Annotated in this window: 17 protein-coding genes and 1 pseudogene; 9 read left to right on the forward strand and 9 right to left on the reverse strand. The window is 54.6% G+C overall.

Annotated features, from left to right (window positions below; translation table 11 throughout):
• Positions 1-71: 71 nt before the first annotated feature.
• The 5 genes from ACUY4S_RS16470 to ACUY4S_RS16490 are packed head-to-tail and all read right to left on the reverse strand — an operon-like array spanning position 72 to position 6665.
• A complete protein-coding gene (locus tag ACUY4S_RS16470) occupies positions 72-3191 on the reverse strand; it encodes an efflux RND transporter permease subunit (protein WP_458023344.1) in 3120 nt (1039 codons plus the stop codon).
• Positions 3188-4642: an efflux RND transporter periplasmic adaptor subunit gene (locus ACUY4S_RS16475; protein ID WP_458023345.1), complete on the reverse strand. Its 1455-nt coding sequence runs from the start codon at positions 4640-4642 to the stop codon at positions 3188-3190. Before ACUY4S_RS16475 ends, ACUY4S_RS16470 begins: the two co-directional genes overlap by 4 nt.
• Positions 4639-5895 carry a TolC family protein gene (locus tag ACUY4S_RS16480; RefSeq protein ID WP_458023346.1) on the reverse strand — a complete coding sequence of 419 codons (1257 nt, stop codon included), beginning with the start codon at positions 5893-5895 and terminating at the stop codon, positions 4639-4641. Before ACUY4S_RS16480 ends, ACUY4S_RS16475 begins: the two co-directional genes overlap by 4 nt.
• A gap of 12 nt (positions 5896-5907) precedes the next feature.
• A complete protein-coding gene (locus ACUY4S_RS16485; RefSeq protein WP_458023347.1) occupies positions 5908-6255 on the reverse strand; it encodes a copper-binding protein in 348 nt (115 codons plus the stop codon).
• A gap of 53 nt (positions 6256-6308) precedes the next feature.
• Positions 6309-6665: a DUF2946 domain-containing protein gene (locus ACUY4S_RS16490; protein WP_312691409.1), complete on the reverse strand. Its 357-nt coding sequence runs from the start codon at positions 6663-6665 to the stop codon at positions 6309-6311.
• Positions 6666-7060: 395 nt separating this feature from the next.
• Here ACUY4S_RS16490 and dcuC point away from each other — a divergent pair, with 395 nt between their 5' ends.
• From dcuC to uspG, 4 genes are all read left to right on the forward strand, one after another.
• Positions 7061-8437, forward strand: coding sequence for an anaerobic C4-dicarboxylate transporter DcuC (dcuC, locus tag ACUY4S_RS16495; RefSeq protein ID WP_312691410.1), 1377 nt, complete (start codon positions 7061-7063; stop codon positions 8435-8437).
• Positions 8438-8560: 123 nt separating this feature from the next.
• Complete coding sequence (rna, locus tag ACUY4S_RS16500) at positions 8561-9337, forward strand: ribonuclease I (protein WP_458023354.1); 777 nt, start codon at positions 8561-8563, stop codon at positions 9335-9337.
• A gap of 137 nt (positions 9338-9474) precedes the next feature.
• Positions 9475-9885 carry a nucleoside diphosphate kinase regulator gene (gene rnk / locus ACUY4S_RS16505; protein WP_312691412.1) on the forward strand — a complete coding sequence of 137 codons (411 nt, stop codon included), beginning with the start codon at positions 9475-9477 and terminating at the stop codon, positions 9883-9885.
• Positions 9886-10031: 146 nt separating this feature from the next.
• Positions 10032-10460, forward strand: a complete 429-nt coding sequence (uspG, locus tag ACUY4S_RS16510; protein ID WP_312691413.1) for a universal stress protein UspG — start codon at positions 10032-10034, stop codon at positions 10458-10460.
• Positions 10461-10555: 95 nt separating this feature from the next.
• On the opposite strand, the gene ahpF is transcribed toward uspG, so the two are convergent.
• Both ahpF and ahpC read right to left on the reverse strand, forming a co-directional pair.
• The gene (gene ahpF / locus ACUY4S_RS16515) at positions 10556-12121 is read right to left on the reverse strand and encodes an alkyl hydroperoxide reductase subunit F (protein WP_312691414.1); all 1566 of its coding nucleotides are present in this window, start codon (positions 12119-12121) and stop codon (positions 10556-10558) included.
• 238 nt (positions 12122-12359) lie between these two features.
• Positions 12360-12923, reverse strand: a complete 564-nt coding sequence (gene ahpC, locus ACUY4S_RS16520; RefSeq protein WP_002894394.1) for an alkyl hydroperoxide reductase subunit C — start codon at positions 12921-12923, stop codon at positions 12360-12362.
• Between the two features lie 365 nt (positions 12924-13288).
• Here ahpC and dsbG point away from each other — a divergent pair, with 365 nt between their 5' ends.
• On the forward strand, positions 13289-14035 hold the full coding sequence (gene dsbG, locus ACUY4S_RS16525; RefSeq protein ID WP_458023348.1) for a thiol:disulfide interchange protein DsbG: 747 nt from the start codon (positions 13289-13291) through the stop codon (positions 14033-14035).
• 30 nt (positions 14036-14065) lie between these two features.
• Here dsbG and ACUY4S_RS16530 read toward each other — a convergent pair whose 3' ends face one another.
• The gene (locus ACUY4S_RS16530; RefSeq protein ID WP_312691416.1) at positions 14066-15226 is read right to left on the reverse strand and encodes a pyridoxal phosphate-dependent aminotransferase; all 1161 of its coding nucleotides are present in this window, start codon (positions 15224-15226) and stop codon (positions 14066-14068) included.
• A 116-nt stretch (positions 15227-15342) separates the two neighbouring features.
• Between ACUY4S_RS16530 and ACUY4S_RS16535 the strand changes: the two genes are divergently transcribed.
• The 4 genes from ACUY4S_RS16535 (at position 15343) to ACUY4S_RS16550 (ending at position 18012) form a co-directional block, all read left to right on the forward strand.
• Entirely contained in the window at positions 15343-15957 is a 615-nt protein-coding gene (locus ACUY4S_RS16535; protein WP_312691417.1) for a methylthioribulose 1-phosphate dehydratase, read from the forward strand.
• Positions 15954-16643 carry an acireductone synthase gene (gene mtnC, locus ACUY4S_RS16540; protein ID WP_458023349.1) on the forward strand — a complete coding sequence of 230 codons (690 nt, stop codon included), beginning with the start codon at positions 15954-15956 and terminating at the stop codon, positions 16641-16643. The genes ACUY4S_RS16535 and mtnC overlap by 4 nt, the downstream gene beginning before the upstream one ends.
• Entirely contained in the window at positions 16640-17182 is a 543-nt protein-coding gene (locus ACUY4S_RS16545; RefSeq protein WP_458023350.1) for a 1,2-dihydroxy-3-keto-5-methylthiopentene dioxygenase, read from the forward strand. Before mtnC ends, ACUY4S_RS16545 begins: the two co-directional genes overlap by 4 nt.
• 257 nt (positions 17183-17439) lie before the next feature.
• Entirely contained in the window at positions 17440-18012 is a 573-nt protein-coding gene (locus ACUY4S_RS16550) for a DUF1349 domain-containing protein (protein ID WP_312691420.1), read from the forward strand.
• A gap of 48 nt (positions 18013-18060) precedes the next feature.
• Here the strand turns inward: ACUY4S_RS16550 and ACUY4S_RS16555 are convergent.
• A pseudogene (locus ACUY4S_RS16555) lies at positions 18061-19979 on the reverse strand (methyl-accepting chemotaxis protein).
• Positions 19980-20239 lie beyond the last annotated feature (260 nt).

Consider the following 20239-nt stretch of genomic DNA (forward strand, 5'->3'; position numbering starts at 1 on the left):
AAGGAATTTATTTTTTAAGTTATTTCTTAATAATAATGGATGAGCGCCCCGATATTGGGGCGCAAATTAATCTACCGTTTTCTATGCAGCAGCAAATACACTGCGGGGATCACAAACATCGATAGCAACGGGGCAGTGACCATACCGCCAATCATTGGCGCAGCGATACGGCTCATCACTTCAGAACCACTGCCACCGCCCCACATAATAGGCAAAAGCCCCGCCATGATGGTCGCGACGGTCATCACTTTCGGGCGTACGCGCAACACTGCGCCCTCATGAATGGCACGCATCAGTCGGCTATTTTCCTCCCCACCGCCAGGCTGCCGGTATTTTTCCAGCGCCTGGTTAAGATACAGCACCATAATAACGCCGAACTCTGCCGCCACGCCAGCAAGGGCAATAAACCCGACCGCCCCGGCAACAGATAAATTATATCCCAGCAGCCATAACAACCACACACCGCCAATCAATGCGAAGGGTAAAGTCCCCATTATTAATAAGGCATCTGACACACGTTTAAAGGTGATAAATAACAGCACAAAGATAATCATTAGCGTTACCGGCAGGACGACTTTTAATTTTGCCGTGGCTCGTTCCAGGTATTCAAATTGACCTGACCACGACAGCGTCACCCCCTGCGGCAGTTGTACCTGCTCCGCAACCCGCTGCTGCATCTCATCCACCGCTGACTTCAAATCACGTCCGCGCAGATCGACATAGATCCAGTTCGACAGCCGTGCATTTTCACTTTTCAACATGGGCGGGCCTTCCGTCACCACAATATCCGCCAACTCACCCAAGGCGATTTGCTCGCCGTTGGCGGTGATCACCGGTAAATTCCGTAGGGAATCAACACTATCACGCACTTCACGTGGATAGCGCACATTAATGGGGAAACGCTCGCGACCATGTAACACCTCGCCAATGTTTTCTCCACCGACCAGGGTTGAAACCAGCGATTGCAGCTCTTTAACTGATACGCCATAACGTGCGGCTTGCTGGCGGTTAATCGTTATATCCACATAACGGCCACCTGCCAGACGTTCCGCCAGCGCGGAAGTCACGCCCGGAACGCGCTTCACCACCTGCTCAATGTGCTGCGCCACACGCTCAATATCTGCAATGTTATTTCCGTTCACCTTTATCCCCACCGGGCTTTTTATGCCGGTTGCCAGCATATCCAGCCGGTTACGGATCGGTGGCACCCAAACGTTAGCGATACCTGGCACGTTGACGGTTTTATCCAACTCTTCCACCAGTTTTTCCGGTGTCATCCCGGCCCGCCACTGATCGCGCGGTTTAAAACGAATGGTGGTTTCCAGCATGGTCAGTGGCGCAGGGTCGGTGGCACTTTCTGCCCGTCCGGCTTTGCCGAACACGCTTTCCACTTCTGGCACGCTTTTGATAAGCCTGTCGGTTTGTTGCAAGAGACGCCCGCTTTCACGGGCAGAAATCCCCGGCAAAGTCGACGGCATATACAGCAAGTCGCCTTCATTGAGGGGAGGCATAAATTCACTTCCTAACTGGCTTAGCGGCCAGAATGTAGCGATCAAAAACGCCAGTGCAACGGCCAGCGTCGTTTTCGGCCATGCCAGCACCCGATCCAGTAGCGGCTCGTAAATGCGGATCAGGAAGCGGTTAATCGGGTTGGCTTTCTCGTCGGGTATATTGCCGCGAATAAACAGCCCCATCAGTACCGGTACCAGCGTGATACCCAGCCCGGCCGCCACGGCCATGGCCCAGGTTTTGGTGAAGGCCAGGGGGGAAAACATGCGCCCTTCCTGCGCCTCCAGCGAAAACACCGGAATAAACGACAACGTGATGATCAACAGACTGCAAAACAGCGCGGGGCCGACTTCAACGGCGGCTTTTTCTGAAAAGCGCCAGTAATCAGCGCCCGTCGGTTGCTGGCCGGGGTTATCATGCCGCCACTGCTCCATCACCTTATGCATGTTCTCAATCATTACAATGGCTGCATCTACCATCGCGCCAATAGCAATTGCAATGCCGCCGAGGGACATAATATTGGCGTTAATGCCCTGATAATGCATCACGATAAACGCACCCAAAATCCCCAACGGCAGAGAGACAATGGCCACCAGCGCTGAACGAAAATGGAACAAAAACAGCGTGCAAACCAGCGCCACGACAAGAAACTCTTCAATCAGTTTATGGGTCAGCGTTCCGACAGCATGTTCAATCAGCGTCGAACGGTCATAGACCGGCACGATTTCAACGCCCGCAGGTAAGGTTTTTTGCACCTCGCGGAGCTTTGCTTTCACTGCATGAAGGGTTTGCAGGGCATTTTTGCCGTAACGCATCACGATGATACCCCCCGCAACCTCCCCTTCCCCGTTAAACTCCGCCACACCGCGACGCAACTCAGGCCCAAGGCGCACCGTCGCCACATCGGACAGCATTACAGGCACTCCGTCGCGACTGGCGATGACTGTCTGGCGAAAATCCGCTAACTGGCGCAAATAACCGGTCGTACGCACCATATATTCAGCTTCGCCCATCTCCAGCAACGCCCCGCCACTCTCCTGATTGGCCGCCTGTACCGCACTGACCAGCTGTTCATGCGTAATAGTGAGCGCCCGCATGCGTGCCGGATCGGCGACGATCTGGTACTGGCGCACCATACCGCCCACGCTTGCCACTTCAGCAACGTTCGGCACCGTTTTCAGCTCAAATTTTAGCGTCCAGTCCTGCAACGCCCGCAAATCCGCCAGATTGTGCTTCCCACTGCGATCCACCAGCGCATACTCATACACCCACCCTACGCCGGTCGCATCCGGGCCCAGGCCGACGTTCACCCCGGCAGGCAGAGAAGACTGGATTTGACTTAAATTTTCCAGCACGCGCGAGCGCGCCCAGTAGAGATCGGTATCATCATCAAACAGGACATAGACATAGGCATCGCCAAACATCGAATACCCCCGCACCGTTTTTGCGCCCGGCACGGACAACATGGCGGTTGTCAGAGGATACGTAACCTGATCTTCGATAATTTGCGGCGCCTTGCCTGGATAGCTGGCGCGAATGATAACCTGCACATCCGACAGATCCGGCAACGCATCCAGCGGTGCGCGTTGTAGCGACCACAACCCCCAACCGGTGAGCACCACGGCGGCCAGCAAGATCAGTAAGCGGTTACGCAGCGATGCGCGAATGACAGCAGCAATCATTTCATTGCCTCCTGCACCGGCATCAGATGCGTGATCACCGCCCCTTCCTCATCATCCAGCGTAAAACTGAACATCACCTTGTCTCCAACGTTGATCGCCGGTTGCGGTGCTTTCATCACAAAATCCATGGTCATCGCCCCCCAGTTGAGCGCCGGTACAGGCTGGTGCGCCAGTGTGATACTGCCGTTATCGATGGCCTTCACTACGCCCGTAGCATCATATTGCTGAACGCTTTTTTCCATTGCAGCCGAAGAGTGCTGAGCCGGCAACGCGCTGCGCAGACTGGCTTCTGAATCAATCAGGAACTGACCCGATGTCACGACACTGTCGCCCTCTTTTAACCCCGACAGAACTTCGACCCAGCCTTGTGCTGTGCGGCCAACAGTGACATTCACAGCCTGGAAATGGCCCTCCCCGGTCGCCAGCAATACTCTGTTGGCCGCTCCGGTGGTAATCAGCGCCTCCTCTGGCATGGCCAGTACTGCGGCCTGCTGCGAGGATTGTGCTGCGGTAACGGTAAGGAACATGCCTGGCTTCAGTTTTTGTTGGCGGTTGTCGAGCACGATACGAGCTTTCAGCGTTCGGGTGGCGGTCTCCAGTTGTGGCAATAATTCACTGACCCGACCGTGGAACTGCTCCCCCGGCCAACTGGCGGAGGTGGCGAAAATTTCACTGCCTGCCGCCAGCGCATATGCCTGCGTTTGCGGGTAATCCACGACCAGCCACACCGGATCGAGGCTCGCCAGTTCAAAAAGACTCTGTGTGGCAACCACCTGCGCCCCTTCACGGGTGTCCAGCTTCACCACATAGCCCTGTTCCCCGGCACGCAGTATCAGGCGGGTTTGTGGTTTCCCGCTGCGCTCAACGGCGCGGATAATTGCCTCCGGCATAAACTGCAAGGCCAGCCGTTCGCGGGCTGCCCGTGTCAACGCGGCATCGCCTAACTGACGCACCGCCAGATATTCCTGCTGGGCCGCCGTCCACTGCGGGATCCACAACTGTGCCAGCGCCTCACCTTTTTTCACCCACTGCTGCGGCGCCCGGACATACAGTTTCTCGACCACGCCTGCCGCTGGCGACGGCACACTACGGACACTGCGTTCATCAGTGGTGACAGTGGCGAAAGCTGAAAACGCGCTACCGAGAGTGCGTTTCTCTACACGGGCGGTGGTCATTCCGAGGTTTTGCTGTTGTTGCGCACTGATACTCACGCCCCCGATGGCGGGTGCCTCATCGGCGTAGCGCGGCACCAGCGGCATATCCATAAACGGGGATTTCCCCGGCTTATCAAAACGCTGATCCGGTACCATCGGATCGTACCAGTACAGCACCTTACGCTCCGGCGCAGGGGCGCCCGCCGTTGCCGGGACAACATGTTGGCGACCCGCAAAATAGCCAATGCCGGCTGCCGCAACGGCAGCAACCAGGAGCGCTAAAATGGTTTTATTCATGACATTAACTCCTGCGGGATCAACCAGCGGATCGCGGCCCACGTCCGTGCCATGGCTTTTTCAGCCTGGTTAGCAGCAAGCTCACCATCGAGAACATTACGCCGCGCTTCCAGCAACTCCGGTAAGCCGGATTGCCCGGCACGATACTGTGACGCCAGCAAACTGGCGCGCTGGCGTAACAGCGGCAGCACCTCATCACGCTGTCGGGTCCACAGGGTTTGAGCGGCATGGTATTCCGCAATCAGCGCGTGCAGTTGCGCCACGTGATCCCGCTCGGTCAGCGCAAGTTGATCGTTGGCCTGCAGCGTCCGGGAAACATCCGCAGCATGATCCTTGTCCTGACGACGGGACTGGAACAGCGGCAAGTCGACGGTAAACATGACTCCCGCCATATCTTCGTACCCCTCGGCACGCCGGCCATACCATACTTCCACTTCCACATCCGGAATGGCCGCAATAGCAGACTCAGCAGAACGGGCTTTGGCGCTGTTGGCGGCACTCGCAGCGGCCATCACATCTGGATGCCGGGAAATGGCCTGTTCCAGCGAGTTTTCATCGGCGGGTAGTCGTTGATAGTGGGGGATCTCACCGGCCACATCCGTCACGTTTTGCCCGGTCAGTTGCAACAGGCGGGTTTGCGCCAGTCGCACATCGCGTTCCGCCAGCGTGACTTTGTCGCGCATGGCGCTCAATCCAACGCGAAAGGCAAGAACACTGTCTGGCGCGGCATCGCCTGCACTCACGCTGGCGTGCTGCGCACCCTGCTGTCGTTCCGTCTCCGCCAGTAACTGGCGCGCAGTGTGTAAGGCCTTTTCCGACAACGCGAGTTCCAGCCAGGCCTGAGCGGTATCACGCTGAAGCGTGGCACGCACTACTGCTGATTTGGCGTTTACGATACGGGCTTCGGCAAGCAGGGTATCGGCTTTGCGATCGCGTTTTTCGGCGCTGACATACTGCTGCATGATGCCCACCCGCTGCATGGTCATGCCTTCTCGGGTTAAACGGCGATCGTTGTTGCCCTGTACCGGGACGTTTTCAATACCGAATTTCAGCTTTGGATCCGGCAGCTGGCGGGCAGAATCCGCCATCGCATCCAGCGCGCGCGCCTCATTGCGATTTGCAGAAAGTTCAGCAGAGTAGCGCTCCGCGGCGGCCAGGGATTGCGTCAGCGTCAGTGGCTCCGCCTGTACGGCAGAGCACATCAACCCGAGCAACACCCCACCAAGCCGCAGGCTCAGTGTGCATCGTTCCATGTCTGCCCCCGGTTACTGTTGCGGCGTCAACGAAACGAGCTGGTAACCGTTCTCGCTTTGCATAAAGGTGAAACTGACATTGTCGCCAGGTTGCACGACGGGCAGGACCTTGCCCTCCGCCAGCGAGAACTGCATCGTCATGGGTGGCCAGTTGAGCGCGGGCACAGCCTGGTGCGCGATAGAAATGGATTGCGGGGTGATTTTTTTCACTACGCCCTGGCTTTGGTACACGTCAATGGGCATGACGTTATGCTGCGACATATCGTGCATGCCGTGCATATCGTGCGGGGTTTGCGCCTGAGCGGCGGAAAAAGAGAACAGCATTGCGCCGGCAAGCGCATAAAGGACATAAGAACGCATAGTAAGACTCCTGTTAATCATAAAATTTTTAAATTCAATGGATTAACAGTTATCTATTCCCGATACCGGCAAAAACGGATCGTTGCCGGCGGGCCTGCGGCGGGCGGGGTTAATGACCATCCCTCTCGGGACATTTCATGACAAACCGGTCTGACGACCGCAACAGAGAGGCTAACCGGCAACGCCACCAGCGGCGGGTGCGGCGTCTCTTTTTGCGCCAGGTCCGGAACACAATGCTTTTCGCACAGCGGCGTTTTCAGGGTGTTTGTTTGCGGCGCGCTGCCTGCCATCATCCTGTGGTCCATATGCTGAACCATAACATTGCCGCTCTGCACGCTTAATGCACAGTCATGGGAAGCGACCGCGACCTGGCTCTGTATCAACAGCCAACCGAATGCTATCAGCAGCATCAAAAGATGCCGCTTAATAAAGCGCAATCGGTATAGCCAGCCTGCGTACATAAAGCACCAGAAGGTGAAAAGAAATTAACGGCGAGTATAAGCAGGCCAATTTTTATTTTTAAAGTTTTTTTTGACAAATTTACGTCCGGCTGCAAACAGAAACCAAATCACCCAAAGCAATTAACCATTTTGCATCATTTAAAAAACAATCACCGTTTTTTAAATCGATGGCCTTTATTGAATGTCTTTTTTTATTTCGTTTCCGGATAATTATTTACCGCGATTATTCCCTCAAAGCGCTGCTTTGTTGATTTTAATCATCTACTGAAAAGGTGTTATTCGGCACATTGCGTTGCTGTTTTTTTACTTACTTATCTTTCGGGCCAACCTGCGGAACCCATAACATGATTTCTATACTCGTTGAACTGCTGATCGGCGTAGTGGTGATTGTCGGCGTTGCACGCTACATCATCAAAGGTTACTCCGCCACCGGCGTGCTGTTTGTTGGCGGCCTGGCACTGTTAATTGTCAGCGCGTTAATGGGGCATAAAATTTTACCCGGTAGCGCCACCAGCACCGGCTATAGCGCAACTGATATTGTCGAGTATGTGAAAATCCTGCTGATGAGCCGCGGCGGCGATCTCGGCATGATGATCATGATGCTGTGCGGTTTTGCCGCTTATATGACGCACATTGGCGCTAACGACATGGTGGTGAAACTGGCCTCCCGCCCGCTGCGTTTTATTAACTCGCCATATATTCTGATGATTGCCGCCTATTTTGTGGCCTGCCTGATGTCACTCGCCGTCTCTTCGGCAACGGGCCTGGGCGTTTTGTTAATGGCGACGCTGTTTCCGGTAATGGTGAACGTCGGTATCAGTCGCGGTGCCGCTGCGGCGATTTGCGCCTCTCCTGCCGCCATTATTCTTTCTCCGACCTCGGGAGACGTGGTACTGGCGGCCAAAGCCGCTGAAATGCCACTGGTGGATTTCGCCTTTAAAACCACCCTGCCTATCTCCATTGCAGCCATTGTGGCGATGGCGGTGGCGCACTTCTTCTGGCAGCGCTATCTGGATAAAAAAGAGCATATCGTCAGTGAAATGCTGGACGTAAAAGACATCACCACCACGGCGCCGACGTTTTATGCCCTCCTGCCGTTTACTCCGATCATCGGGGTGCTGATTTTTGACGGTAAATGGGGCCCGGAGCTGCACATCATCACCATTTTGGTGATCTGTATGTTGCTGGCGGCCGTGCTGGAATTTATCCGCGGGTTTAACACGCAGAAGGTGTTTTCCGGCCTGGAAGTCGCTTACCGCGGCATGGCAGATGCCTTTGCAGGCGTGGTGATGTTGTTGGTTGCCGCCGGGGTCTTTGCCCAGGGTCTGAGCACCATTGGCTTTATTCAAAGTCTGATTTCCATCGCCACCTCGTTTGGCTCAGCGAGCATTATTCTGATGCTGGTGCTGGTGATCCTTACCATGCTGGCGGCCATGACCACCGGTTCCGGTAACGCGCCGTTCTATGCTTTTGTCGAGATGATCCCCAAACTGGCACATGAATCCGGCATTAACCCGGCATATCTGTCGATTCCTATGTTGCAAGCCTCCAACCTTGGCCGCACGATTTCACCGGTTTCTGGCGTGGTGGTTGCCGTCGCCGGGATGGCGAACATCTCTCCGTTTGAAGTGGTGAAACGCACCTCTGTGCCGGTCGTCGTCGGGTTGATAGTGGTGATCATCGCCACAGAACTCCTGGTGCCCGGCGTTGTCGCACATTAAGCCTTTTCACTGATGAAAAAGCGCCTTTACGGCGCTTTTTTTATGGTTTAATAGCCTATGACAATAAGCAGGGCTTACCCATCAGGAATTGAAATGCTTAAAAAGGGACTCGCTATCATCAGCATGGGCATGGTCGCAACGTGGCTTTCCGTTGCTGACGCCGCCCCTCTGCAACCTACACAGTACGGTGACTTTGATCGGTATGTGCTGGCGCTCTCCTGGCAAACCGGGTTTTGCCAGAGTCTGCATGACAGCGGCCGTAGCGAACCCGATGAGTGCCGTCTGCAAAAAGAGCCGGCAAACAAAGCCGATTATTTGACGGTGCATGGCCTGTGGCCGTCGTTACCCAAATCGATTGCCGCCCGCGGTGTCGATAACAATCGCTGGATGCGTTTTGGCTGCGCGACGCGCCCCATTCCCAACATGCCGGAAGCCAAAGCCACCCGAAAATGTGCTGCGGCAGAAACCGGGCTATCGCTGGAAGTTGCCAACAAGCTCAATGCCGTGATGCCCGGCGCGGGAAGCAATACCTGCCTGGAGCGGTACGAATATGCCAAACATGGCGTGTGCTTTGGTTTCGATCCAGACGATTATTTCGGTGCAATGGTACGGATGAACACCGAAATCAAACAGAGTGCACTCGGCGTTTTCCTCGCCGACAACTACGGCAAAACGGTCACCCGCGACGCGTTTAACCACGCCGTGGCACACGCTTATGGCCCTCAGAGCGTAAAAGCCTTCAAACTGACCTGTAACGGCAATCCGGCCTGGCTCACAGAGATGCAGATCGCCATCAAGGCCGATGCCATCAATGCCCCATTAGCCGCAGGCTCACTGTTGCCACAGCCGCATCCGGGTAACTGTGGCGATCGTTTTGTGATCGACAAAGCGGGTTATTAGCACGCAGAAATCCGGCAAATGTGCGCGGGGTCACTTCACAGTACGTCACAGGGTCAGTATCATCACCGGTAGACAAACCCTCGCTGCCCGTCGGCGAGGGTTTTTCTTTGGATCAATCAAATGTCATGGAGTAACAGATGCCCAGACCTGCCATTATTATTAATGAGCGAGACGCTGAGCGCCTCGACAGCCTGCTTGAGCAACCCGCTTACGCCAGCCTGCCGGTCGCGGATGCGCTAAATGAAGAGCTGGATCGTGCGCAGATGTGCGCGCCGGAAGCGATGCCACATAACGTGGTCACGATGAACAGTACGGTGAAGTTTCGCGAGCTGAAAAGCGGTGAAGAACGCGTGCGCACGCTGGTCTACCCGTCGCAGGTGACAGACAGCGCAACTCAGCTTTCTGTGCTGGCCCCGGTCGGCGCCGCACTGCTGGGCCTGCGCGTGGGCGATACCATTCACTGGACATTACCGGGCGGCACCACAGCCGACCTTGAAGTGCTGGCGTTACTTTACCAGCCTGAAGCTGCTGGCGACTTTATGCTCTAATCCCCGCCGCTGCGCTGTTTAGCAGAGGATGCATCCGCATCCTCTTTCCGCTCTCATCCATTCATCATATTTGCCAGCCAGGCAACAAAATATTTCTCCCCTTTATGCTTCAATCAGATGGACATAATCTACAGGGAGAAGCGTTTATGTATCAGACACTCATTATGCCGGTCGATGTTTTCGAAATGGAGTTAAGCGACAAAGCCGTGCGACACGCTGAATTTCTGGTCCAGAGCGAAGGCGTTATTCATCTTTTGCATGTGTTGCCCGCCTCCGCCAGCCTCAGTCTGCACCGTTTCGCTGCCGATTTGCGCCGTTTCGAAGAACATCTGCAACACGAAGCGCAGACGCGCCTGAGTACCATGATCACTCACTTTCATATCGACTCGTCACGCATTCATACCCATGTTCGCTTTGGTAACGTGCGTGATATGGTCAACGAGCTGGCGGAAGAAAAGCATGCCGATATGGTGGTGATTGCCTCGCGTAACCCGTCTATCTCGACACACTTGCTCGGCTCCAATGCCGCCAATATCGTGCGCCACGCGCATATTCCGGTGCTGGTCGTCAGGTAAGCGGTCAAGTCGCCAGACGCGCAGCGTAAAAAAAGAGGCTACCCGAAGGTAGCCTCTTCATATGTGCAGGTAATGCCTTACTTTCTTATTGTGAGTTATGCCGTTTTCGTGCGAATGAGGTAATCGAACGCACTGAGTGAGGCTTTGGCACCCTCACCGGTAGCAATAATGATCTGTTTGTACGGCACCGTCGTACAGTCGCCCGCCGCAAAGACGCCTTTCACGCTGGTTTCGCATTTGGCATCGATAATGATCTCGCCCATGCGGTTACGCTCAATGGCGCCTTCCAGCCAGGTGGTATTAGGCAGCAACCCAATTTGCACGAAGATCCCGGCCAGCGCGACCTGGTGAATATCGCCGTTCACACGGTCACGGTACTCCAGCCCGGTGACTTTACTGCCGTCGCCTTTCACTTCTGTGGTTTGCGCGTTCAGTACGATATCGACATTTTTCAGGCTGCGGACTTTATCCTGCAGAACCTGGTCTGCTTTCATCTCTGGCGCAAACTCCAGCAAAGTGACGTGCTCAACAATACCGGCCAAATCGATAGCCGCTTCAACACCGGAGTTACCGCCGCCGATCACCGCAACACGTTTGCCTTTAAACAGCGGGCCGTCGCAGTGCGGGCAGTAAGTCACGCCTTTAGTGCGATATTGATCTTCACCCGGCACATTCATGTTGCGCCATTTTGCCCCGGTAGCAATGATAACGCTGCGTGCTTTCAGCACTGCGCCAGAGGCGGTTTCGATCTGATGCAGGCCGCCTTCAACGCTTGCCGGCACAAGCCTGCTGGCGCTCTGACTGTCAATCACATCCACTTCGTAATCCGCAACGTGGGCTTTCAGCGCGCCGGCCAGTTTCTGGCCTTCGGTTTTCGGCACGGAAATGTAGTTCTCAATATCGACCGTATCCAGTACCTGGCCGCCAAACCGTTCCCCCATCAGACCGGTACGAATACCTTTACGCGCCGAATAGACTGCGGCTGCCGCACCCGCCGGGCCGGAACCCACAATCAGAACATCGTAAGTTTCGCGTTTGTTCAACGCTTCCGCCGCGCGTTTTTCTGCACCGGTATCGATTTTGGCGACGATTTCCGTCAGCGTCATACGCCCCTGACCAAACTCTTTACCGTTCACGTACACTGCCGGCACGCCCATCACGTTACGATCGGTGATCTCGTTCTGAAAAGTACCGCCATCAATCGCCGTATGTTTGATACGCGGGTTAAGCACTGCCATCAGGTTCAGCGCCTGCACCACATCCGGGCAGTTATGGCAGGAAAGTGAGTAATAGGTTTCGAATTCAAAATCACCGTCGAGATCGCGGATCTGCGCCAGCAGCTCTTGCGCCTCTTTAGACGGATGTCCACCGGTCCACAGCAATGCCAGCACCAGCGAAGTAAATTCGTGACCCAGCGGCGAACCGGCGAAGCGCGGGCCGTTGTTCGAACCTGGGTTAGTGATCAGGAATGAGGGTTTACGCACCGTAAGGCTGTTGTCTTCTTTAAAAGAGACTTTCTCAGACAATTCAGCGATTTCTGCCAGCAGTTCTTTAATTTCTGCCGATTTCGCGCTGTCATCCAGCGTGGCAATCAACTCAACAGGTTTGGTCAGTTTCTCAAGGTACGCCTTGAGTTGCGTTTTCATTGTGGTGTCGAGCATCGTTATTCCCTCTCGTAAAACATCATCATGCAAGCCGACAGTGTGGCTGCACTAATGCAACTTGCATCATGGTGCTGAATAAAACGGGCGCAAAAAAGCACCCGTATCAGAGACAATTTCCAGCAATTTCGCGACAGAGCAAGGCGGCTAGCGGGTAATTCCCCGGGAGCTTACACAAGTAAGTGACCGGGGTGAGCAAGCAACGCCAACAGCGCTATGGCGCGATATGCGCAGAAATTTAGATTTTGCCAACCAGGTCCAGGGACGGAGCCAGAGTCGCTTCGCCTTCTTTCCATTTAGCCGGGCACACTTCACCTGGGTGAGATGCCACATACTGTGCTGCTTTGATTTTACGCAGCAGGTCAGATGCGTCGCGGCCGATGCCTTCAGCGGTGACTTCGATAGCCTGGATGATGCCCTGCGGGTCAACGACGAAGGTAGCACGATCGGCCAGCCCTTCATCTTCACGCATGTTGTCGAAGTTACGGGTCAGGGCGCCAGTCGGGTCGCCGATCATCGCATATTTGATTTTTGCGATAGTCTCGGAGCTGCTGTGCCACGCTTTGTGGGTGAAGTGAGTGTCAGTAGAAACAGAGTAAACATCCACACCCAGTTTCTGCAGTTCTTCGTAGTGATCGGCCACGTCGCCCAGTTCGGTCGGGCATACGAAGGTGAAGTCAGCCGGGTAGAAGAAGAAGACGCTCCAGCGGCCTTCAGTATCTTTCTCGGTTACTTCAATGAACTCACCGTTTTTGAACGCCTGGTTTTTAAAAGGTTTAATCTTGGTATTAATTAAGGACATCTATACTTCCTCCGTGTTTTCGATGGGGTGTAAGGTAACGAACTTTGTTTGATAGGGCTAATGCGTTTGCTTTATCAAATCAATAAGCGTTAGCTAACAACCCGCAACGAACAACCATGTGAACGGCTGGTATGCCAAAAGTAAAAAGGCCACCGCGACGGGTGGCCTCGATACCTGAAATACCCGTGGGTAACTTCAGCGCCAGCAAGCTGGCAAAGTGTTGCGCTCATAACCTTAGGTCATCAAGCCTGATGATTACACCACTGCTGGCCGCCCGCGACAATGCTCTGAGCTGAGGTCTTACCGATGATTGTAATAGGTTTGCCCTAAGTTCATTTTTATCCGTTGATTTAATAAGGATTTTTATGTGTAAACGCCTGTTAATGCTGACACTGCTCCCGCTTACCCTGCACGCCGAAGAGCTGCCCGCACCGGTCAAGGCCATTGAAAAGCAAGGCATCACTATCATTAAATCCTTCGACGCGCCAGGGGGAATGAAGGGCTATCTCGGCAAATACCAAGAAATGGGCGTTACCATTTACCTCACGCCGGACGGCAAACACGCAATTTCTGGTTATATGTACGATGGCGCTGGCAATAACCTGAGCGAGAAACTGATCGCTAAAGAGATCTATGCTCCGGCGGGTCGCGCATTATGGCAGCAAATGGAAAAAGCCGACTGGATCCTTGATGGTAAAAAAGAGGCTCCGCGCGTGGTTTATGTGTTTGCCGATCCTTACTGCCCGTATTGCAAGCAGTTCTGGCAACAGGCTCGCCCGTGGGTGGAAGCCGGCAAAGTACAGATCCGCACGCTAATGGTCGGGGTGATCAAACCCGAAAGCCCGGCAGCTGCGGCCGCGATCATGAGCGCGAAAGATCCCGCGAAAAGCTGGCACGACTATGAGCAATCGAACGGCAAAATGGCGTTAACTCTGCCAAAAAACGTGCCGCCGGAAATCCTGAAAAAGCTCAACATCAATCAAAAGATCATGGACGATCTCGGCGCAAACGCCACTCCGGCTATTTATTACATGAATGAAGACAACGTGTTACAGCAGGAGGTGGGACTGCCGGATGCAGAAAAACTGCACGCCATAATGGGCGAGAAGTAAGGCGGCGCAGGCAGCACCGCCCGAGGCGCATTACAGTTTACAGAGGCGCTCTGCCGCAGCCAGTAGCGTCGACTCCTGTTTTGCGAAACACAGGCGAATCAGTTTGTGCGGGAACGGATCGGCGCAGAATACCGACAATGGGATGGCCGCCACCCCGACCTCTTTGGTCAGCCACTGGCAGAAACTTACGTCATCAAGATCGGAGATCGCGCTGTAATCCGCCAGCAGGAAGTAGGTGCCTTCACACGGCAAAATCTCCAGCTTGCTCTGACTGAGGGCCGCGATCAGCACATCGCGGCGGGCGCGGTAAAACCCCGGCAAGTCGCGATAATGCTGCGGCTCGGCGCGCAGCATGTCTGCTAGCGCCAGCTGTGCCGGGGTATTAACCGAAAAGGTCAGATATTGATGTACTTTGCGCAGTTCCGCGCTGATGGCGGCAGGCGCCACGCAGTAACCCACTTTCCAGCCGGTCATATGATAAGTCTTACCGAATGACGACACCGCCACCGCACGCTCACGCAGTTGTGGGTGCGCCAGCACGCTGGCATGCCCCTCTTCGGCAAAGCAGATGTGCTCGTAAACCTCATCACTCAGCACGTAAATTTCCTGCCCGGCAATAGCCTGCCACAGCGCGGAAAAATCCGCATTTCGCCATACCGTTGCGGAGGGATTATGCGGCGTATTTAAAATTACCAGACGCGTACGCTCACTCAACAGCCCGGCAAATGCCTGCCAGTCGACGCGAAAGTGCGGCGGCTGTAACGCAATGCGCTTCAGCACACCACCGGAGAGCGCCACCGCTGGCGCGTAGCTGTCGTAACTGGGATCAAAGCAGATCACTTCATCTCCCGGACGCACCAGTGCCGTAATCGCCGCATACAGAGCTTCGGTTGCCCCAGCGGTAACGGTAATGTCGCTGTTAATATCCGGTTTATGGCCGTACAGTGCCTCGGTTTTCTCCGCAATCGCTTCGCGCAACGCTTGTACACCCGTCATCGGCGCGTACTGATTCGCGCCCTGCGCCACATGGAAAGCCAGCCGCTCCTGCAAATAGCGTGGACCGTCAAAATCCGGGAACCCCTGCGACAGGTTAATGGCCTGATGCTGCTGCGCCAGTGCGCTCATTTGCGTGAAGATCGTGGTGCCAAGCGAGGGCAGTTTACTTTGTGGAATCAGTGCGTTATTGCTCATTATCAGCTGCCTGGTTGTTATACGCATGTTGCCGCCACTATAACACGATGCTAGTATTTGGCAATCAAGACGCTTAGACGTCTATACGATAACAATATTCCTTATAAGGAAGCGTTATGACCGACAACCTGCAACTCCATGAACTCGTTTCTGCCTGCCACTGGCTGGGGGCAAAAGGCTGGGCCCCCGCAACCGGTGGCAATATGTCTGTACGTCAGGACGCCGACTGGTGCTGGCTAAGCGAATCCGGCAAAGATAAAGGCAGCCTGACCAGCGCAGATTTTTTGCAGGTTTCTATTGCCGACAATCATGCGCCTTCCGGCCGTAAACCCTCGGCGGAAACCGGGTTGCACACCTTGATCTACCGTCTCTACCCCGAGGCCAGCGCGGTGCTGCACGTACATACCGTTAATGCCACCGTGCTTTCGCGAATCGAAAAATCCGCCGCCCTGTTGCTTGATGGCTACGAAATGCAAAAGTCGCTCAGCGGCCAGACCACACACCTGGATACGGTGCCAGTGGCGATTTTCGATAATGATCAGGACATCGACGCGCTGGCAACACGCATTGAGGACTATGCGCAGACCCACGGCTTACGTTATGGTTTTCTGCTGCGCGGCCACGGGCTGACCTGCTGGGGGCGCAATGTCGCCGAAGCCCGCCGTCATCTGGAAGGGTTGGAATTTTTATTTGAATGCGAACTGCAGCGCCGCCTGCTGGAGAGACTATGATCCGCGCTATCGTTACCGATATTGAAGGCACCACCAGTGATATCCGCTTTGTGCATAACATACTGTTCCCCTACGCCCGTGAACGGCTGGCCGGGTTTGTGACGGCGGAGCAATACAAAGAGCCGGTGAGTACCATCCTGAATAATCTGCGTGAAGAAGTCGCGCAACCGGATGCCAGCACCGCCGAACTCATTGATGTACTGTTCGCGTTTATGGATGAAGACCGAAAATCCACCGCACTGAAAGCGTTGCAGGGGATCATCTGGCGCGATGGTTATGTCAACGGCGACTTTACCGGCCACCTTTACCCGGACGTTTTGCCGCAGCTTGAAAACTGGAAGGCGCAGGGCCTTGATCTGTATGTTTATTCCTCGGGCTCAGTGGCAGCGCAAAAACTGTTATTTGGCTACAGCGACGAAGGTGATATTACTCATTTGTTCAGCGGGTATTTCGATACGCTGATCGGCGCGAAACGAGAGGTGCAGTCATACCGCAATATAGCGACGCAACTGGCACTGCCGCCCTCTTCCATCCTGTTCTTGTCGGATATTCACCAGGAGCTGGACGCCGCAGAAGAGGCCGGTTTTCGCACCGTACAACTGATTCGTGACGATGAAGACCCGGCCAGTCATCATCATCAGGTTTCCTCTTTCAGCACCATTAAGCCGGAGCAGATCCCTTCATGAGCGCACTGACAATTTATACCGATAACGATGCCAGCGCACCGGTGTGGCACAGCACCGACGCTGCAGAGATCCAGCAGCAACTGAATACCAAAGGCGTGCGTTTTGAACGCTGGCAGGCCGACCACGATCTGGGTGTGAACCCGACGCCAGAAACGGTGATCACCGCTTACCAGCACGCTATCGAGAAACTGGTCGCAGAAAAAGGTTACCAGAGCTGGGATGTGATCAGCCTGCGCGCCGATAACCCGCAAAAAGAAGCGCTGCGCGCGAAATTCCTTAACGAACACACCCACGGCGAAGACGAAGTGCGTTTCTTTGTAGAAGGCGCCGGGTTGTTCTGCCTGCATATCGGCAACGAGGTTTATCAGGTGCTGTGCGAGAAAAACGATCTGATCTCCGTGCCTGCCGGTACCCCGCACTGGTTTGATATGGGCTCAGAGCCAAACTTTACCGCTATCCGGATTTTCGATAACCCCGAAGGATGGATCGCGCAGTTTACGGGTGATGCGATAGCGGACCAGTATCCAAGGTTGCGCTAATGGTTTAAGCCCTCCCCTCCCTGGATTAATGAGGGGAGTAGCTCTTACGTGACAGACATTTTCATTTAATTATCTGCCCCACTGCGTATGCAAAATCAGGCACGTCGCGCGCCGTTTGCGAAATATAGCAACCTGAACACGCCATTATCAGTCCACTTCACTGGCAATACGTTGCGCGGATTGTCTGCCTCACCCTGGAAATAATCCTCACCCCAGGCAACACTCGTTAAGCCGCTTAATGGGAGAAGGAGCGAAACATGTCGGACGATTTTTACTGGATTAACGCGCCGCAAGTCTGGCGCAAAACGCCGGACGGGCTTAGCGTGGTGACCGATGGCAATACCGATTTCTGGCAAACCACCTGGTACGGCTTTGAGCGCTTTAGCGGGCATGGTTTTGTGCGCGACGTAACGGGGGATTTTACCTTTCAGGTGCGGATACGGGCGCGCTTCTCGGCCCTGTACGATCAGGCGGGCATTCTGCTGGTGGCAGACAACCAGCACTGGCTGAAAGCCGGGATCGAGTTTAACGACGGTGCGCCGGCGATGGGCAGCGTGCTGACGCTTGGTCAGTCTGACTGGGCAACAGGTCTGTTTCCTGGCGATGCCGGGGACTTCTGGCTGCGCCTGAGCCGCAAAGGGGATGCGCTGCGGCTGCAGTACTCCACCGACGGGCAGGTGTGGCCGCTGTTACGGCTTTGCCCTTTCCCACATGCGCAATGCGCCGTTGGCATGATGTGTTGCACCCCCGAACGCCAGGGGCTGGAGGTGCATTTTAGCGATATTGCCCTCACGCCCTTGCTGGAGAAAGATCTCCACGATCTCTCCTGAGCGTGAAGGCGCGCCGTAGCCCGTTAACCGCACGGGCTACGGTCAGGCTCAGAAGGTTTCCCAGTCGCCATCACCTGCGGGTGCCGTCGCCTGCGTCACAGGGCGAGCAGTAACTGCACGCGTTTTTGGCGTTTTATCCACGGTGTCGTTGTTCAGTTTAAACAGCGAAACCAGGCGGCTTAGCTGGCCGGATTGTTGCTCAAGCGAGCCAGCAGCAGCGGAAGACTCCTGCACCAGCGCGGCGTTTTGCTGTGTTGTGGTGTCCAGCTCACTCATGGCTTTACTGATCTGATCAATACCGCGGCTCTGTTCATCGGAGGCATGAGAAATTTCTGTCATGATGCCACTCACCCCTTCCACGGAAGAGACGATCTCTTTCATCGTTTCCCCGGCTTTGTTGACCATTTCCGAGCCGGAGCTGACCCTGTCGACCGACTCCTGAATTAGCCCTTCAATCTCTTTGGCGGCCTCGGCGCTACGCTGCGCAAGGTTTCGGACTTCACCCGCCACCACGGCAAAACCGCGCCCCTGCTCGCCAGCGCGGGCGGCTTCGACGGCTGCGTTAAGGGCGAGAATATTGGTCTGGAACGAAATGCCGTTAATAACGGTAATAATGTCTTTAATTTTGTTAGAGCTTTCGGTGATGTTATCCATCGTCGTCACCACATCCGACACCAGTTTGCCGCCTGCCTGCGCGTTTTTCGCAGCAGTCTGCGCAAGGTTGCTGGCCTCGCGGGCATTATCTGCGTTGCGTTTTACGGTAGAGGTGAGCTCTTCCATACTGGCGGCAGTTTCAACGACCGCCGCCGATTGCTCCTCCGTACGGGAGGCAAGATCGGTATTACCCGCCGCAATCTGCGATGACGCCGACGCCACATTCACCACCGAGGCTTTAATCTGCGAAATCAACTCACGCAGTTTCTCATTCATGGCCGCCATAGCGGCACTCAACCGACCCAGCTCATCGTTGGACTCCGCCTCAATCACGGCCGTGAGATCGCCCTGGGCAATGCTTTCTGCCAGCGTCAGGTTATAACGGATCTGCCGCGTCATCTGTCGGGTAATCAGCCATGCGGTAACCATTCCGACCAGCACTGCGCACACAGTGACCACCAGCAAAATGTAAATCACGTTACCGATTGAAGCATTGCTCTTTTCGGTCTGTAATTTTGCCAGACTCGTGGTGGCGCTATTGAGTTTCTCAGCAATGACCGAAAGGGCATCAGAGGTGGATTTGGCTTTTGCCAGTGCGGCAAAATAGGCATCCACCTGACGATCCAGGTTTTGCAACTGGTTGTGCACATCATCCGCCAGCACGGTGTTTGCCGCCCCTTCCCCCTGCTTCATCAGGGCGTGGAGCGCGTTAGCACTTTGCAGCGCCCCGGCGAACATGCTCTTATCTTCTTTACCGCGAGAGTCGACAATACCGTCTGCATCGGCCCGTAATTCCGCCAGTAACATCACGTAATTGACATCATTTTTTTGCGGCGCCTCACTCCCTTTCACCACGTCGCGGTATTCGGTGAACACCGGGTGATTCAGCGCTGCCAACACTTGCCTGGACTGCTCTGTGGCGGCATTTTCATCTGCCACCAGCTTATCGCGGGCTTCGGCATACTGCGGCAGCGTGGATTTCAGATTGTCGAATAACAGCCCGGTGTCCTGTTCCCAAACGAAATGGCTACCCTGTTCGATACTGGCCAGCATTTTTTCAATGGCGACATGGTTGGCCTCCATCGTTTTCGGGTCATGGCTAAGCTGAAAAACAAGGCGATTGCGTCGGGCGGTATTCAGATCATCGCTAATCTGGGTGACCAGCCGCGCTTTATCGGAGTGATCGCGAATGACTGATAGCTGATAGATACTCCTACGGATGAAAGAATAATAATGGCGAGCAAAACAGAAAAACCGCCAAATAACTTTGCCGCGACGGACAGATTTTTAAAGAGAGTAAGCTGACGTGCCATCTGATGGTTCCTCGACGCCCTGTATGGGAATGATGACGATAAATAAATGCCAACAACACCGAATTAGCCTGCTTAGCATTATCAGGCTAATTAATGGGTGTTAAGACATTACTGCTGTGTGCTCCGGTGCTATATCTACTATCGGCAATCAGAGATGTTTTAATAAGTCGAAAAACGCATAAAAAAATGCCATTTATGTTTTTCATCATTAAATATAACGATGATCACGCTTTATTTTATATGATATATCATCGCCATGA

This window comes from Kosakonia beeri (assembly GCF_054165705.1).

Coding starts and splice junctions, on each gene's coding strand:
- ACUY4S_RS16470 (WP_458023344.1), bottom strand. CDS start 3,191: ATGATTGCTGCTGTCATTCGCGCATCGCTGCGTAACCGCTTACTGATC.
- ACUY4S_RS16475 (WP_458023345.1), bottom strand. CDS start 4,642: ATGAATAAAACCATTTTAGCGCTCCTGGTTGCTGCCGTTGCGGCAGCC.
- ACUY4S_RS16480 (WP_458023346.1), bottom strand. CDS start 5,895: ATGGAACGATGCACACTGAGCCTGCGGCTTGGTGGGGTGTTGCTCGGG.
- ACUY4S_RS16485 (WP_458023347.1), bottom strand. CDS start 6,255: ATGCGTTCTTATGTCCTTTATGCGCTTGCCGGCGCAATGCTGTTCTCT.
- ACUY4S_RS16490 (WP_312691409.1), bottom strand. CDS start 6,665: ATGCTGCTGATAGCATTCGGTTGGCTGTTGATACAGAGCCAGGTCGCG.
- dcuC (WP_312691410.1), top strand. CDS start 7,061: ATGATTTCTATACTCGTTGAACTGCTGATCGGCGTAGTGGTGATTGTC.
- rna (WP_458023354.1), top strand. CDS start 8,561: ATGGGCATGGTCGCAACGTGGCTTTCCGTTGCTGACGCCGCCCCTCTG.
- rnk (WP_312691412.1), top strand. CDS start 9,475: ATGCCCAGACCTGCCATTATTATTAATGAGCGAGACGCTGAGCGCCTC.
- uspG (WP_312691413.1), top strand. CDS start 10,032: ATGTATCAGACACTCATTATGCCGGTCGATGTTTTCGAAATGGAGTTA.
- ahpF (WP_312691414.1), bottom strand. CDS start 12,121: ATGCTCGACACCACAATGAAAACGCAACTCAAGGCGTACCTTGAGAAA.
- ahpC (WP_002894394.1), bottom strand. CDS start 12,923: ATGTCCTTAATTAATACCAAGATTAAACCTTTTAAAAACCAGGCGTTC.
- dsbG (WP_458023348.1), top strand. CDS start 13,289: ATGTGTAAACGCCTGTTAATGCTGACACTGCTCCCGCTTACCCTGCAC.
- ACUY4S_RS16530 (WP_312691416.1), bottom strand. CDS start 15,226: ATGAGCAATAACGCACTGATTCCACAAAGTAAACTGCCCTCGCTTGGC.
- ACUY4S_RS16535 (WP_312691417.1), top strand. CDS start 15,343: ATGACCGACAACCTGCAACTCCATGAACTCGTTTCTGCCTGCCACTGG.
- mtnC (WP_458023349.1), top strand. CDS start 15,954: ATGATCCGCGCTATCGTTACCGATATTGAAGGCACCACCAGTGATATC.
- ACUY4S_RS16545 (WP_458023350.1), top strand. CDS start 16,640: ATGAGCGCACTGACAATTTATACCGATAACGATGCCAGCGCACCGGTG.
- ACUY4S_RS16550 (WP_312691420.1), top strand. CDS start 17,440: ATGTCGGACGATTTTTACTGGATTAACGCGCCGCAAGTCTGGCGCAAA.